Origin of the sequence: Pacificibacter sp. (genome assembly GCF_039769035.1) — a bacterium.
Taxonomy (GTDB): Bacteria; Pseudomonadota; Alphaproteobacteria; order Rhodobacterales; family Rhodobacteraceae; genus Celeribacter.
Window position 1 is genome coordinate 1 of record NZ_JBDMZG010000181.1, and the last position, 15,135, is coordinate 15,135.

General features: G+C 56.8%; 16 protein-coding genes and 1 pseudogene. 12 read left to right on the forward strand and 5 right to left on the reverse strand.

Annotation, left to right across the window (positions count from 1 at the left end; translation table 11 throughout):
- On the reverse strand, nt 1–179 hold a 179-nt coding region (purS, locus tag ABF287_RS14950; protein WP_347185812.1), incomplete at its 3' end, for a phosphoribosylformylglycinamidine synthase subunit PurS.
- Nucleotides 180–246: 67 nt separating this feature from the next.
- Nucleotides 247–1,005, reverse strand: coding sequence for a phosphoribosylaminoimidazolesuccinocarboxamide synthase (purC, locus tag ABF287_RS14955; protein WP_347185797.1), 759 nt, complete (start codon nt 1,003–1,005; stop codon nt 247–249).
- A gap of 313 nt (nt 1,006–1,318) precedes the next feature.
- Here purC and ABF287_RS14960 point away from each other — a divergent pair, with 313 nt between their 5' ends.
- From ABF287_RS14960 to bmt, 3 genes are all read left to right on the forward strand, one after another.
- Nucleotides 1,319–1,621, forward strand: coding sequence for a DUF1476 domain-containing protein (locus tag ABF287_RS14960; protein ID WP_347185798.1), 303 nt, complete (start codon nt 1,319–1,321; stop codon nt 1,619–1,621).
- Nucleotides 1,622–1,836: 215 nt separating this feature from the next.
- Nucleotides 1,837–3,951, forward strand: a complete 2,115-nt coding sequence (locus tag ABF287_RS14965) for a phosphatidylglycerol lysyltransferase domain-containing protein (RefSeq protein WP_347185799.1) — start codon at nt 1,837–1,839, stop codon at nt 3,949–3,951.
- 226 nt (nt 3,952–4,177) lie between these two features.
- Complete coding sequence (gene bmt, locus ABF287_RS14970; protein WP_347185800.1) at nt 4,178–5,194, forward strand: betaine--homocysteine S-methyltransferase; 1,017 nt, start codon at nt 4,178–4,180, stop codon at nt 5,192–5,194.
- Between the two features lie 35 nt (nt 5,195–5,229).
- On the opposite strand, the gene ABF287_RS14975 is transcribed toward bmt, so the two are convergent.
- Entirely contained in the window at nt 5,230–6,333 is a 1,104-nt protein-coding gene (locus ABF287_RS14975; protein ID WP_347185801.1) for a PA0069 family radical SAM protein, read from the reverse strand.
- Between the two features lie 109 nt (nt 6,334–6,442).
- Here ABF287_RS14975 and ABF287_RS14980 point away from each other — a divergent pair, with 109 nt between their 5' ends.
- Together ABF287_RS14980 and ABF287_RS14985 are read left to right on the forward strand one after the other, a co-directional pair.
- Nucleotides 6,443–7,138 (forward strand): B12-binding domain-containing protein, encoded by a 696-nt coding sequence (locus ABF287_RS14980; protein ID WP_347185802.1) that lies wholly within the window; start codon nt 6,443–6,445, stop codon nt 7,136–7,138.
- Between the two features lie 6 nt (nt 7,139–7,144).
- Nucleotides 7,145–7,789: a DUF1638 domain-containing protein gene (locus ABF287_RS14985; protein ID WP_347185803.1), complete on the forward strand. Its 645-nt coding sequence runs from the start codon at nt 7,145–7,147 to the stop codon at nt 7,787–7,789.
- Between the two features lie 15 nt (nt 7,790–7,804).
- Here ABF287_RS14985 and ABF287_RS14990 read toward each other — a convergent pair whose 3' ends face one another.
- Nucleotides 7,805–8,233 carry a SufE family protein gene (locus tag ABF287_RS14990; RefSeq protein ID WP_347185804.1) on the reverse strand — a complete coding sequence of 143 codons (429 nt, stop codon included), beginning with the start codon at nt 8,231–8,233 and terminating at the stop codon, nt 7,805–7,807.
- Nucleotides 8,234–8,392: 159 nt separating this feature from the next.
- Here ABF287_RS14990 and ABF287_RS14995 point away from each other — a divergent pair, with 159 nt between their 5' ends.
- From ABF287_RS14995 to ABF287_RS15005, 3 genes are all read left to right on the forward strand, one after another.
- Nucleotides 8,393–8,893: a hypothetical protein gene (locus ABF287_RS14995; RefSeq protein WP_347185805.1), complete on the forward strand. Its 501-nt coding sequence runs from the start codon at nt 8,393–8,395 to the stop codon at nt 8,891–8,893.
- A 66-nt stretch (nt 8,894–8,959) separates the two neighbouring features.
- A complete protein-coding gene (locus ABF287_RS15000; protein WP_347185806.1) occupies nt 8,960–9,898 on the forward strand; it encodes a nucleoside hydrolase in 939 nt (312 codons plus the stop codon).
- 31 nt (nt 9,899–9,929) lie between these two features.
- Nucleotides 9,930–11,342 carry a protein adenylyltransferase SelO family protein gene (locus ABF287_RS15005; protein WP_347185807.1) on the forward strand — a complete coding sequence of 471 codons (1,413 nt, stop codon included), beginning with the start codon at nt 9,930–9,932 and terminating at the stop codon, nt 11,340–11,342.
- Nucleotides 11,343–11,364: 22 nt separating this feature from the next.
- On the opposite strand, the gene ABF287_RS15010 is transcribed toward ABF287_RS15005, so the two are convergent.
- Complete coding sequence (locus ABF287_RS15010; RefSeq protein ID WP_347185808.1) at nt 11,365–12,027, reverse strand: hypothetical protein; 663 nt, start codon at nt 12,025–12,027, stop codon at nt 11,365–11,367.
- Between the two features lie 104 nt (nt 12,028–12,131).
- Between ABF287_RS15010 and ABF287_RS15015 the strand changes: the two genes are divergently transcribed.
- From ABF287_RS15015 to eno, 4 genes and pseudogenes are all read left to right on the forward strand, one after another.
- Nucleotides 12,132–12,905 carry an endonuclease/exonuclease/phosphatase family protein gene (locus ABF287_RS15015; RefSeq protein ID WP_347185809.1) on the forward strand — a complete coding sequence of 258 codons (774 nt, stop codon included), beginning with the start codon at nt 12,132–12,134 and terminating at the stop codon, nt 12,903–12,905.
- Nucleotides 12,906–13,102: 197 nt separating this feature from the next.
- On the forward strand, nt 13,103–13,987 hold the full coding sequence (locus ABF287_RS15020; RefSeq protein WP_347185810.1) for a PhzF family phenazine biosynthesis protein: 885 nt from the start codon (nt 13,103–13,105) through the stop codon (nt 13,985–13,987).
- A gap of 1 nt (nt 13,988) precedes the next feature.
- On the forward strand, nt 13,989–14,405 hold the full coding sequence (locus ABF287_RS15025) for a Fur family transcriptional regulator (protein WP_347185811.1): 417 nt from the start codon (nt 13,989–13,991) through the stop codon (nt 14,403–14,405).
- 200 nt (nt 14,406–14,605) lie between these two features.
- A pseudogene (eno, locus tag ABF287_RS15030) lies at nt 14,606–15,135 on the forward strand (phosphopyruvate hydratase); the annotation flags it as partial.

Sequence of the window (15,135 nt, forward strand, 5' to 3'; positions counted from 1 at the left end):
TCGCACATGTCCTTGATGGTGTCTTCAGATGTTCCATCGGCCAGATCCAATTCGATCACTTTGCCTTGGCGCACATCGTTGACGCCGTCAAAGCCCAAAGCGCCAAGCGCGTGGCGCACGGCTGCGCCTTGTGGGTCCAAAACACCGTTTTTCAGCATTACGTTAACGCGGGCTTTCATAGTCAGGGACCCTTTCTTTGGAGGTCTAAGTCTTTGTCAGTCGTATCAGATGCGGGTGCGCCGCAGCTTAGTTGATCACAGAGTTTGTCGCAGCCGGACCGTTTGTCGGCAAAACGCCCAAACGACGTGCCACTTCAGTGTAGGCGTCTGTCAGGTTGCCCAAATCGCGGCGGAACACGTCTTTGTCGAGCTTTTGCCCAGACTCGATGTCCCACAAACGGCAGCTGTCAGGTGAAATTTCATCCGCAACGATCAAGCGCATGAAGTCGCCTTCCCAAACGCGGCCGATTTCGATTTTGAAATCGATCAATTTGATGCCAACGCCGTACATCACGCCAGACAGGTAATCGTTCACGCGCAATGCAAGCGCGACGATGTCGTCCATGTCTTGCTGAGAGGCCCAGCCAAAAGCGATGATGTATTCTTCTGGCACCAAAGGATCGCCAAGATCATCGTCTTTGTAGGAAAATTCAATAATCGGACGTGGCAACTGTGTGCCCTCTTCAATGCCCAAACGTTTGGACATGGACCCCGCCGCATAGTTGCGCACGATCACTTCCAAAGGAACAATCTCACATTGGCGGATCAATTGCTCACGCATGTTGAGACGTTTGATAAAGTGGTTCGGAACACCGATGCTGTTGAGCCCTTGCATAAAGAACTCGGACAGGCGGTTGTTCAAAACACCCTTGCCATCGACAACGGCCTTCTTCTCTGCGTTGAACGCAGTGGCGTCGTCTTTGAAATATTGAATCAATGTGCCCGGCTCAGGACCCTCATAAAGTGTCTTTGCTTTGCCTTCGTAGATCTTTTTACCACGCGCCATGGGGTCTCCAAACAGATAAGGGGGCCGGGAATCATTCATCCAGCCTCTTTAGGTGGCTCTTTAGGGCAAGCAGCCCGACCAAGCAAGATCACGGGGGGCAAACGCGCTGTGTTATCTGTTACCAAATGGTCATATTCTCACATCTGTTGGGCAATTCACGCAAAACACGACGCAATGCATGCCGTGACGCATGCCGCGACATCCCGCGCGCCTTGATTTTGACTGCGACTTTCGAACGCGCATTGCCATTCCCTCTTGAAGCCCGCGCCGAGGGGCGTCATATCTTATTCAAACACCCTTTGGAGGACGAACCATGACAACTTTTGACGAACGCGAAGCTGCCTTCGAAACCAAATTCGCTCATGACGAAGAAATGAAATTCAAAGCCGACGCGCGCGCCAACAAACTTTTGGGTCTTTGGGCCGCAGAACTTTTGGGCAAAGACGACGCGGAAGCTTACGCTTTGGAAGTGATCAAAGCCGACTTTGAAGAAGCTGGCCACGACGACGTCATTCGCAAAGTGGTTGCAGACCTCGGCGACAAATCTGATGAGGCCACCGTGCGCGCAAAACGCGGCGAATGCTTGATCCAAGCAAAAGGTGAATTGGCGGGCTAATCCCCCTGACCTCACGTGACATCACAGGTGTCGCAATGCGATAGAAACGGCCTGCTTTTGCGGGCCGTTTTCGCATGCTACCCTCCACCTGCACAGGCCGCAACCACATGGCTGATCTCACAGCTTTGCACCAAAATTGCGCTGTAAAAGTTTAAAATCTTTCACAAAATTTTGCTGCGCATTAATGAAGCATTGGCACAAAAGACCCTAAACCTATGACCTCAACGCCCATCACAGCGCCAAAAACGCCAGCCCAAAAGGTCACAAATCCGCCTATGCGCCATGCCACGTTTGATCTGCAAACAAGTGACCCTGCCGCGCCTGAGCTGCCTCCAATCCGCCGTGCTATGGGCGACCAGCCCGCTCTCACAGATTACACCCCGCCCCCGACTGCGCCCAAGCCCGCAGGGGTGCGCACCCTTGTGATCAAACAAGCTGTCCCATTCTTGATGACAGCGCTGGTTGTATTCTTACTGTGGGAAAAGGTCTCTGGGCTTGATGTCATGGCCATCATGAACACGGTGTCCACAGTCAAACCCCAACAATGGGCGCTGGCAATGCTCACCACCGCCGGCAGTTTTTGGGCCGTAGGCCGGTACGACTCGGTGCTCCATGCGCAGCTCGGCACCGGTATTTCCAGAGCCGCCGCCCGTCGCTCAGGCATCGCCGCCATCGGGTTGTCGCAATTTTTGGGTTTCGGGGCTCTCACAGGCACGCTTATTCGCTGGCGCATGCTGCCTGAACTGACACTTTGGCAAGCCGCGCGCCTGTCTGCGGCCGTGGCACTTTCCTTTTTGGCTGGTTGGGCCGTGGTCGCAGCCTGCGCGGTGTTGATCATCCAGCCTGATATTCCTTGGATGAAAACCCTCGCCATTTTGGCTGTCAGCGTTGCAGGCGGCATGGCCGCCCTGTCGATCTTTCCGCCGAAACCCATCGTCCGTTGGCCATGGCCGTCCTTGCGCACCATGGGCACCGTGGTGCTTTTGGCCGCCATCGACACCGTGCTCGCAGGGCTCACGCTCTACATTCTGTTGCCGCCGCAAGTCTTGGTCGATGCGGGGCATTTGATTGCCGCCTATCTGTTTGCTTTGGGCGCAGGCCTTGTTGGCGCAACACCCGGCGGTGTTGGCCCGTTTGAGGCCATGCTGGCCTCGCTTTTGCCCACGTCTGTGCCTCTGGAGCCGCTTTTGGGCGCCGTCATCGCCTATCGCATCGCCTATTACGGCGTGCCTGCGACGGTCGCGACTGTTCTGATTGCCATCGGCCCACGTGGCTGCAATCTGTCCAAGGAAGCAAAGCTGACAAAAACCAATGCGTCACCGTTTTTGTCGCCGCAAGTGGAACGGCAAGTGTTTGCAGCGCCACGCGCCGAAACCAATTTGTTGCGCACGCGGGACTTTTCCCTGCTTACGAATAATGCAGGCCATCACGTCGGCCTCGCCGCCCCGATTGGTCAGTCCCTCGTGATGCTGTCGGATCCGTTGGATTCCAACACAAGCGCCGATGAAGCCCGTCTCGCGCTGAGCCAAACCGCACGCGCGAAATTTCGCATGCCCGCGATCTACAAGTGCGGTGCCAAAATGGCCGCCAGCGCCCGCCGCGCCGGCTGGCAGGTCATCCCCACCGCCGAAGAAGCATGGCTCGACCCCAAATCCTTCACCACAGATGGGGCGTCGCGCCGCCAATTGCGCCGTGTGCTGCGCAAAGCCCAGGACGCAGGCGTCACAGTGTCCGAAGGTGGCCGCGTTTTGCCTTTGGCGGACATGGACCGCGTCGCACAAGACTGGAAATCCAATCGCGGCGGTGAGCGTGGTTTTTCAATGGGCGCCTATGATCGTGCCTATATCACCTGCCAGCGCGTCTTTTTGGCCCATAAAGACGACCGCCTCGTTGCCTTTATTACGCTGCATGAAACCCGCAATGAAATGACGCTGGATTTGATGCGCAACACATCAGACGCGCCCGATGGCACCATTCAAATGCTCATCGTGGCCGCGCTGGACGCCGCCTCGACCTACGGATGCCCGCGCGTGTCCTTGGCGGCGGTGCCATGGTCTGGCGACGACACCTCGCCCATCACAGCATGGCTGCGCCAGCGGTTCTTGCGAAAATCAAGACACACCGGTTTGAAACGGTTCAAAGCCTCGTTCGGGCCAAACTGGGAAACGCTTTATCTTGCAGCGCCAAACCGCGTTGCCTTGGCCGTGGCCTGCATGGATATCGTGCGCCGTGTCACCGCCCCGCCGCGCCCCGTGCGCAGCAATCCGATGCGCGCCAGCCGCTTTGCCACTCACGCAACATTGCGTTTGTTTGGACGGCGCAAGCGCTAAGCGGCGCCTCTGCCGTCAGATGTCACTTTGGTGTTGCGCTGTATTGATACCCAAATTTCGCCTAGACCTGCACAAATTTCATAATCGTTATGACATGAATGAATTTGCGTAACGCGCGCACATCTGGCACACCGCTGCCAAACCAATGCGGGAGGTTCCCCGAGCCACACGCATATCCAAACACTGCCCGCAGTTTCTGCGCGGCCCCAATAGACCGGAATTTACCATGACTGACGCCCTCACCCGCCTGCTCAGCGAACGCGATTGGCTTTTGGCCGACGGCGCCACTGGAACGACTTTGTTCAACATGGGCCTGCAATCTGGCGACGCGCCTGAATTGTGGAACGTAGAAAAACAAGACAACATCACCAAACTCTATGAAGGTGCGGTCAACGCAGGATCTGACATCTTCTTGACCAACTCCTTTGGCGGCAACGCGTCGCGTTTGAAACTGCACGATGCGCAATCGCGCGTGCATGAGCTGAACAAAGCCGCTGCCGAAATCGGTCGCGAAGTGGCCGATAAATCTGGCCGCACCGTGGTTGTCGCAGGGTCCGTTGGCCCAACAGGCGACATCATGGAGCCCACTGGTACGCTGAGCTTTGCCGATGCGGTCGAGATGTTCCACGAGCAAGCCGAAGGCTTGAAAGCGGGCGGCGCAGATGTGCTGTGGATCGAAACGATTTCTGCCCCAGAAGAATACCGTGCCGCCGCAGAAGGCGCGCGTTTGGCGGGCATGACGTGGGCGGGCACCATGTCTTTTGACACCGCAGGGCGCACCATGATGGGCGTCACCTCCACGCAAATGGCGCAATTGGTTGAGAAAATCGAAAACCCACCTGTGGCTTACGGCGCGAACTGTGGCGTCGGATCTTCTGATTTGCTGCGCACCGTGTTGGGCTTTTCCGCCCAAGGCACAGGCCGTCCGATTATTGCCAAAGGCAACGCGGGCATTCCGAAATACCACGATGGCCACATCCACTACGATGGCACGCCAGAACTGATGGCCGATTACGCTTGCATGGCGCGCGACGCCGGCGCGACGATCATCGGCGGCTGCTGTGGCACCACGCCAGAGCACTTGCGGGCGATGCGCGCAGCTTTGGAAACACGCCCGCGCGGCGAGCGTCCAACGCTTGAGCAAATCACCGAAAAGCTTGGTGGTTTTTCCTCTCCATCAGACGGCACAGATGACAAAGGTCCAACACGCGACCGGTCCTCTTCACGCCGCCGCCGCAGCTAATCGCTCGGGTTTGACGCGAGATGACCATGCAGGGGTCAAAACAACGACAATTGGTCGCCCGCTTTGGGCGGCACGCGAAACGCGTCGCGCCTCAGGCGCGGCAGTTTGCGGTGCAGACCTGTGCGGTTGAGCGCGATGTCAAAGCGCTTGGCCATCAGGTCGGCCCAGTCGCCCTGCCCCTTCATCCGCGTGGCAAAGGCGCTGTCGTAGTCCTTGCCCCCGTGCAAATCACGCACGCGGTTCATCACCCGTTGGGCACGGTCGGGCACATGTTCGGCCAGCCATTCTTGAAACAAGGGCGCGACCTCGCGGGGCAAACGCAACATGATGTAGCTCGCGGCCTGCGCACCGTTTTTGGCACAGGCGGCCATGATGGCCTCAAGTTCGTGATCGGTGAGCGCCGGAATAACGGGCGCCACCATAGCGCGCACAGGAATGCCCGCATCACTGAGCATCCGAATGGTTTTCAAACGCCGTGCGGGCGCGGGCGCGCGCGGTTCCAATTGGCGCGACAGGGTCGATCCCAAGGTGGTCACCGAAATGCCCACATGCACCAGGCCCTTGGCGGCCATATCGCGCAGAATATCAATGTCGCGTTCCACCAAAGTGCCTTTGGTGGTGATCGCCACCGGATGGTTGTGGTCGTTGAGCACCGTCAACAGGTCGCGCATCACGCGGTCGCGCGCCTCGATCGGTTGGTACGGATCGGTGTTGGTGCCAATGGCAATCGGAGCAACATCATAGGATTTGGCGGACAATTCGCGCGTCAAAACCTCGGCGGCGTCCTTTTTGCGGGTCAGACGTGTTTCAAAGTCCAACCCCGCAGACAGGCCCAAATAGGCGTGGCTCGGGCGGGCGAAACAGTAACTGCACCCATGTTCGCAGCCCCTATAAGGGTTGATCGAGCGGTCAAACGGCAAATCGGGGCTATTGTTGCGCGAAATGAGTTTGCGCGGGCGTTCATCCACCGTGGTGGTGCGCAAAAGCGTTTCCTCAAAGGGCGCATCCCAGCCGTCGATATAGGTTTCGCGGGCCAGCCGTTCAAAGCGGCCAACCGCATTGGACGACGCGCCGCGGGCTTTGACTTTCAGGCCCAGCGGCAACGCCGGACCAAGGGGGAGTGTGGAATCATATGCCATGCTCTACATCTAGAACAAAATGAGAACATTTGCCAAGCCCTCTCGAATAGGCTAGGCCGAAATATAACAGCGCGGGCCCTCCACCGCGCGACCACAAAAGGAACTGCACATGTCTGATCAAGAAGGCGATCTCATCCTAGCCGATCTCAACGATTCTGAGCTTGTGGAACAGATGATGGACGATTTGTACGACGGTCTCAAAGACGAGATTGCCGAAGCCGTCACCATTCTGTTGGATCGCGGTTGGGTGCCTTACGACATCCTGACCAAGTCGCTTGTCTTGGGCATGCAGATCGTGGGCGATGACTTCCGAGACGGTATTTTGTTTGTGCCTGAAGTGCTGCGTTCTGCCCAAGCGATGAAGGGCGGCATGGCGATTTTGAAGCCGCTTTTGGTTGAAACAGGCGCGCCCAAGATGGGCAAGATGGTCATCGGCACCGTTAAAGGCGACATCCACGACATCGGCAAGAACCTTGTGGCGATGATGATGGAAGGCGCAGGCTTTGAAATCATCGATCTGGGCATCAACAACCCCGCCGAAGACTACATCAACACCGCCATCAGTGAAGGCTGTGACATCATCGGCATGTCCGCGCTTTTGACCACGACGATGCCTTACATGAAGGTCGTCATTGATCAGCTCACCGAGATGGGCAAACGCGAGGATTACATCGTCTTGGTCGGCGGTGCGCCGTTGAACGAAGAGTTCGGCAAAGCCATCGGCGCGGATGCTTACTGTGATGATGCGGCGATTGCTGTGGAAACCGCGAAATCCATGATCGCGCGCCGCCACAATCAGGCGTAAGGGCACGTGCCCGATCACAGTCTAAATATTGATGATGAAGCCCTGCGTGATGTGGGGCTTCGCCATTTTGGGACAGGCAAAACCTTGGTCATCGCCTGCGGGGCTTTGGCGCGTGAAATCCTTGCGATTATCAAGGCCAACAAGCTGGATCATCTGACGCTGACCTGCTTGCCTGCCATCTTGCACAATACGCCCAAAGACATCCCGCAAGCCGTTGAAAAGGTGATTGAAAAGTACCAAGACGCCTATGATCATATCCTTGTTGCTTACGGTGATTGCGGCACGGGTGGGCTGTTGCAGGCCACTTGCGACAGGCTTGGCGCCACGCTGATTGACGCGCCGCATTGCTATGCGTTTTTCGATGGCGCGCAGCAGTTTGAGCAGCGCGGTGAAGTCACCAGCTTTTTCCTGACCGACTTTTTGGCCCGCCAATTCGATGCTTTCGTGTGGCAGCCTTTGGGCTTGGATCGCTATCCTGATCTGCGCGACATGTATTTTGGCAATTATGAGGCGCTGGTCTATTTGGCGCAAACCGAGGATGCCGCTTTGCTGGCCAAAGCCCAAGACTGCGCTGACCGTTTGGGGCTTCGGTTTGAGCACCGCCACACAGGGTACGGCGATCTCACTGAGTTTTTGAAACGCGAGGCCTAGCTTGCGATACGGGTTTTAACCCGCCAGATGCGCTGCGGCTGTCTCGTGAATGCGTGCCACCATCGCCCGCACGCCGTTTGAGCGCTGCGCCGACAGGTGATCGTTCAGACCCAAACGGCCGAGTTCTGCCAAAGCATCGGTTTCAGCCACTTCTGCCGCGGTAAGACCAGAGTACAAAGCGTGCAGCACGGCAATCAACCCTTGCACGATCATCGCATCAGAGCCGCCTTTGAAATCAAAAACCGCCTCAGCCCCCTGCCCGTCAAAGCTTGGCACCAACCACACTTGCGAGGCACAGCCTTCGACCTTGGTTGCAGGCACCTGAAACGCGGGATCCAGCACGGGAAAGGCTTTGCCCATATCGATCACATGGCGGTAGCGATCTTCCCAATCGTCGAGAAACTCAAAGGTCTCTGCGAGGTCTTCAAAGGTTTCATTGGCCATCTGGAACGCTCCTGTCTTCACTTGCGCAAGACATAAGGCTTCGGGGGAATAAGGTCCAGCCAAGTTGATTCAATTCACCCGCTGCAAATATGGGGAATCCCTTTTCAAACTCGTCGAAATGTTTTACGCACAAGTGCACAAATCTCAAAGGAAGTAGACATGCGGCGTCAGATGATCACATCAGTATTGGCTTTGTCCCTTTTGGGGGGCTGCGCGAGTGTCAGCAGTTCTAACCTGAATCCATTCAATTGGTTCGGGCCTTCCACCGAGGTGCCGCTCACCGAAGATGGCCAAAAAATTACCGTTTTGCCGACACTTGCCCCGCGCAATGGTTACGCGAATTTCATCGACACCCGTCCTTTGGTCCCAAGCGTGTCTGATGTGATTATCGTCAAATCCGCCTCTGGCGCGATTGTCACGGCGATTTCGGTCTTGCCAACGGTTGGCTATTACGATGCCGAATTGGTGCGAGTCAGAGGCGGCGCCCCGTCTGAGTTGGTGCTTGATTTCAAAGCACGTCCTCCGAAAGAAGCGACTGTGGTCGGCACCGAAAACCAACGTCGGTTGAACGTGGCGCGCTCGATTTCTGCGGCTGACCTTGCGGGCATCCGCACGATTACAGTGCGCTCTGCATCCGGTGCGCGTGCGATCCGCCGCTAAGGCTTTACATCTCAAAACCACCGCGCCAATGTGCCCTCTCGACGTGTCGCAATTGAGGGCTTCAGCATGACGCAACCGCGCAAGATCATCATCGATACAGACCCCGGCCAAGACGATGCCGTCGCCATTTTACTGGCCTTGGCATCGCCCGAGGTCGACGTCTTGGGCATCACGGCTGTGGCCGGCAATGTGCCCGTGGCCTTAACCGCAAAGAACGCGCGTAAAGTCTGCGAAGTGGCTGGGCGCCCCGACGTTTTGGTCTATGCGGGCTGCGAAAAACCGATGGCGCACACATTGGTCACGGCCGAACATGTACACGGCGTCAGCGGCTTGGACGGCATCGAATTGCCCGACCCTAAGATGCCGCTGCAAGACCAGCACGGCGTGGATTTCATCATCGACACCCTGCGCGCCGAGCCAAGTGGCACCGTCACGCTTTGCCCAATGGGGCCGCTGACAAACATCGCCACGGCCTTTGAGCGCGCGCCAGATATCATCGCGCGCGTGCAAGAAATCGTGCTGATGGGCGGGGCGTATTTTGAGGTGGGCAACATCACACCTGCCGCTGAGTTTAACATTTACGTCGACCCAGAAGCCGCTGAAATTGTGTTTAAATCTGGCGTTAAACTTGTGGTGATGCCACTCGATGTGACCCACAAAGCCTTGGTGACCCAAGAGCGTCTTGATCCCTTCAAAGCCATGGGGCATGTGGGCGACGTGGTCCTTGGATGGATGGATTTTTTTGAACGCTTTGACATTGAAAAATACGGCTCCGCTGGCGGGCCTTTGCACGATCCGACCGTGATTGCCTATCTGATCAATCCCGACATGTTTTCGGGGCGGTTTATCAATGTTGAGATCGAGACCAAATCAGAGCTGACCCGCGGCATGACCGTGGCCGATTGGTGGGGCGTGACAGATCGTGCGCCCAATGCGATGTTCATGGGTGACATTGATGCCGATGCGTTTTTCGACCTTTTGAACCAGCGTATCGCCACGCTTTAACGCCGTTCCTCAAACCTGTCAGGTGTGCCCTATGCCGCAATTCGATAACAGCTACGCCCGCCTGCCGGATCAGTTTTACAGCCGCGTCGAGCCCGACCCTGTGCCATCCCCTGAGATCATTTTGTTCAACACAGAATTGGCGCAGATGTTGGGCGTCTCTGACTGGGCGGAACGCCCCGATATTTTGACGGGCAACACCCTGCCAGAAGGCGCAGAGCCCATTGCTCAGGTCTATGCCGCGCATCAATTTGGCGGCTGGGTGCCACGCTTAGGAGATGGGCGCGCCATCATGCTGGGCGAAGTTGTGACCGATCAGGGGCGTTTTGATATTCAGCTCAAAGGCGCTGGCCGCACGCCCTACTCGCGCAATGGCGACGGGCGCAATTGGCTGGGGCCTGTGCTGCGCGAATATATCGTGTCGGAATTTATGGCGGCGATGGATGTGCCAACAACGCGCGCTTTGGCGGCAACGGCCACGGGCGCGAAAGTTCAGCGCGAACAGGCCTATCCGGGCGGCGTGATCACACGGGTTGCGGCCAGTCACATTCGCGTCGGCACCTTTCAATATTTCGCCGCGCGCAGCGATACAGAAGCGGTCAAGCAGCTTGTGGATCATGTGCGCATGCGTCATTTCGCGGGCGCTGTTGGCACCATTGGCGTGTATGAGGCAATCGTGGCCGCACAAGCCAAGTTGATCGCCAAATGGATGGGCTTGGGCTTTGTGCACGGGGTGATGAACACTGACAATATGGCCGTGTCAGGCGAGACAATTGACTACGGCCCTTGTGCGTTTATTGACGGATACGCGGCCAATGCGGTGTATTCGTCGATTGATCGCAATGGCCGCTATGCCTTTGATCAGCAATCCAATATCGCCGGATGGAACCTTGCGCAGCTTGGGTCAAGCTTAGTGCTTTTGCTGGCCGAAGAACTGGGCAGCCAAGAGACTGCGGTCGAAGTGCTGACCCAAACGCTCAACGCATTCCCCGCATTGTTCCAAGCCGAATGGCAGGCTGTGTTTTGCGCCAAGCTTGGGATTTCCACACCGCAAGACGGCGATGTTGAACTTGCACAAGAGCTGCTCAATCTTATGGACAAAGAGCGCGCGGATTTCACCAATGTCTTTGCAGGGCTTGGCACGCAAGTTGCGCGCGATGAATTTGTCGACCGCGACGCCTTTGATCAGTGGCATGCAAAATGGCAAACACGCCTCAAAGATGAAGCGAATAGCGCGCAGTTGATGGCACAGAGCAATCCCAAATTGATCCCGCGCACGCACAGGTTGGAACAAGCGATCCAAGCCGCGGTTGCCGGCGACTTTGCCCCCGCAAAACGCCTTGCGCGCGTGCTCAGCACTCCGACGCATCTGGATGAGACCGACACGGATTTGACCCGCCCGCCACTGGCACACGAAGTGGTGCCCAACACCTTTTGCGGCACCTAAAAGCGGCCACGCAGGCAGCACTTTACTTTGAGCGAAACTTGGCGAAGAACCGTTTGTTGTGGGTGATGAAGTCGCGAAACAGCGTGGCAAAGGGCGTGTCTTGATCGCGGATCAGATAGATCACCCCTGCCCCTGAGCCGATCAACCCGCCAATGGCATCGACGATCAGATCCCACATCGTGTCTTGCAAACCGCTTTTTTGCATCGACATGCCAAAGGTCTGATCCATGGCGTATTCAAACACCTCCCACAGTGCACCGATGCTCAGCGCAAAACAAAAGCCAAACAGGCCGATCGCCAATGGGGGCGCTGCATATCGGTCGCCTTGGAACAGCATGAACACGGCCAAAAATCCGATCAGACCAAAGCCGATGGCCGATCCGCCGTGCAACACCACATCCCACCACCAATAGCGATTGTAGAAATCAAACACCTCGCCCAAAAACAGCGTGGCAAAGATGAAAAAGATGATCGCGCCCATAAAGCGTCGCGGCACATAGACGTCGAACTGACGCACGACTATGAACGGCACCAAGGTCAAAACAAAGGTGCCCAAAGCCAAAAACGACACCGAATAGCGCGCTGTAAACAGCCCCGCGACAAATTCAAACGCCAGCATGAGCCAAATCAGCTTGGTGGTCAGCGTGAGCGTTTTAAATGAAATAATCGGCCGTTTTGACTGCATCTGTTGCCTTTCTTGGCACCCTCAAGCGCCAATGTGACGTCTTTATTTGATAACGCAAGCGCGCAACGGGTGCAAATTCGCGCCATCGTCCCCATATTAAGGGTATGAATAACCCAAAAAACCACAGCAAACCTTTGCACAACATCGATGCATTGAACGGGGTACAAGAAGGCCCTGCGCAAAGCCTGCGCTTGGCGTCCTATAATCTGCGCAAATGTCTTGGCACCGACAGACGTCGTGCGCCGGGGCGGATTTTGGATGTGATCAACGGCATCGATGCCGACGTTGTTGCCTTGCAAGAGGCCGATATGCGCCTTGGCCAACGCCCTGCTGCCTTGCCGCAACGCATGATTGAAACCCATACGGATTTTGTCGCCCTGCCAGTGTCCACATCGCCTGTCTCAGTTGGCTGGCATGGCAATGCGATTTTGCTGCGCAAAGATGCGGTGGCCCAACAGGTGCACCGTATTGATCTGCCAGGGTTAGAGCCGCGCGGGGCCGTTGTCGCCGATCTGGCGAATTTGCGCGTCGTGGCTGTGCATTTGGGACTTTTGCGTGCCAATCGGCAAAAACAACTGCACGCCATTCGCAGCGCGCTAGCCGATTTGGACACGCGCCCGACTGTGATTTTGGGGGATTTCAACGAATGGTCCCGCACCGGTGGCCTGGCCCCGCTGAAAGACGCGTTTGAGGTGCTCGCCCCCGGTCGGTCGTTTCACGCGTCCCGCCCGATAGCAGCCCTTGACCGGATTGCTTACGAGCCGTCCTTTGATGTGCGCGATGCAGGTGTTGTGGAAACGGATTTGTCGCGGCGCGCATCGGATCATTTGCCAATTTGGGCCGATGTGATTGCACCGCAAAGACCTGCTCAGACGTAACATCTTGGGGTTTGCCTTTGGCAAATGCATGCTACACCTGTGGCACGTTTGATTTTAAGGCCGGTACTTCATGACCGTGTTGTGAAACGGCCAAGCGCCATCGGCAATTTGGTGGTCGCTTTGATCAACGTCCAAGGCCTCACCGTCGCGGCTTTGGCCACCCAATTTGGACGCGCACCTGAACTGGACCTCTCAAAATGACACTCGCCTTTTCCGACCAAGCCCTTCTGTCCTATGCGGTCTATGATGTCTTCACCGAGACCGCTTTTGGCGGCAACCCTTTGGCGGTTGTGTTTGACGCGGATGCCTTGAGCAGCGCGCAGATGCAGGTGATTGCGCGGGAATTCAACTTCTCTGAAACGGTCTTTGTGTTGTCGCCGAAAGACCCCGCCAACACCGCCAATTTGCGGATTTTCACCCCCACGCAAGAACTGCCTTTTGCGGGTCATCCCACCATTGGCGCGGCTGTCGCCTTGGCGGATAAAGGCTTTGGCCCTGCCCTGTCTTTGGAGCTGAAAGTTGGCGTTTTGCCTGCGCATGCCGCCGATGGGGCTGCCTCCTTTGTGGCCAGCCAAGCACTGGACATCATCGCCCATCCAGACCGCGATTTGATCGCTCAGGTCTTGGGCGTGAAGACCTCAGACATTGCCACAGAGCCTGTTCTGGCCAGCATGGGGGTGCCGTTCACCTTCACCGAACTGACCGCCCGCGCGGCCCTGTCAAACATCGACATCGACCTGCCCGCCATGAAACGCGGTCGCGCGATGTATCCAACGGGCCTCGATTTTTCCCAAGCCACCTATTGGCGCGACGCGGATGCTGGCACAGATGATCATGAGGTCGTGCACATCCGCATGTTTGCCCCGCTCGACAACATCCCCGAAGATCCAGCCACGGGCTCGGCCGCTGCAGCATTGGCCAATTTGATGTCAACACAGACAGGTGCGCCGGTGAATCTCACCCTGTATCAGGGCCAAGACATGGGCCGGCCTTCTGTGATTTCAGCCCAAGCAACCCCCACAGGCGTCACCATCAGCGGCCCAGCCGTGCAGGTGATGCAAGGCCAGTTACGGAGCCGCTGATATGCCCGACACCATTCTCAATCGCTGCAAGCAAAACGGGCTGCGCATGACAGGCCAGCGCAAAGTCATCGCGCAGATTTTGGACAGCTCCAAAGACCACCCCGATGTGGAAGAGCTGTTTGCCCGCGCCAGTGCACAAGACCCGAATATGTCCTTGGCGACGGTCTACCGCACGGTGAAAACGCTGGAAGAACGGGGCATTCTGGCCAAGGTCGAATTTGGCGATGGTCGTGCCCGCTATGAAGCCGCAGGACGCGCGCATCATGATCACTTGATTGATGTGGACACGGGGAAAATCATCGAATTTGTCGATCCTGAAATCGAAGCCCTACAAGAAAAGATCGCCGCAAAACTGGGATATCGGCTCACGGGCCACCGGATGGAGCTGTTTGGCGAAAAGCTGGACGACAAGTCTTAACCCCGACCGAGGCCGCGATGACACGCGCAAAACGGCCAAGATGCGCCTAAAACCGCCAAAATTGGCAATAGGCTCGCAAAATGTGTTACCGCTAACACCCAAAGTGCCCTTATGTTAGCGCTCAAATGTTGACGCGCCGTTCAGGACTGCTATCAAGCCCCCAATGGCCCGTATTTAACCTCTTTCAAAGGGACGCCCACATGAGCACCATCATCGATATCATCGGTCGCGAAATTCTTGACAGCCGCGGCAATCCAACTGTCGAAGTCGACGTTATCCTAGAAGACGGCACAATCGGCCGCGCTGCTGTGCCTTCTGGCGCCTCCACTGGCGCGCACGAAGCGGTTGAAAAGCGTGATGGCGACAAATCCCGCTACCTCGGCAAAGGCGTTTTGGAAGCTGTTGCAGCCGTGAACGGCGAGATTGCCGAAGCACTTGTCGGCATGGACGCCACAGAGCAAGAAGCCATCGACGCGGTGATGATCGAACTTGACGGCACACCGAACAAAGGCCGCTTGGGCGCCAACGCGATCTTGGGCGTGTCCTTGGCGACTGCCAAAGCCGCTGCTGATTTCTCTGCGCTGCCTTTGTACCGCTACATTGGCGGCTCCTCTGCGCGCATCTTGCCTGTGCCGATGATGAACATCATCAACGGTGGCGAGCACGCGGACAACCCGATCGACATCCAAGAATTCATGATCATGCCAGTGTCTGCCTCGAACATCAAAGA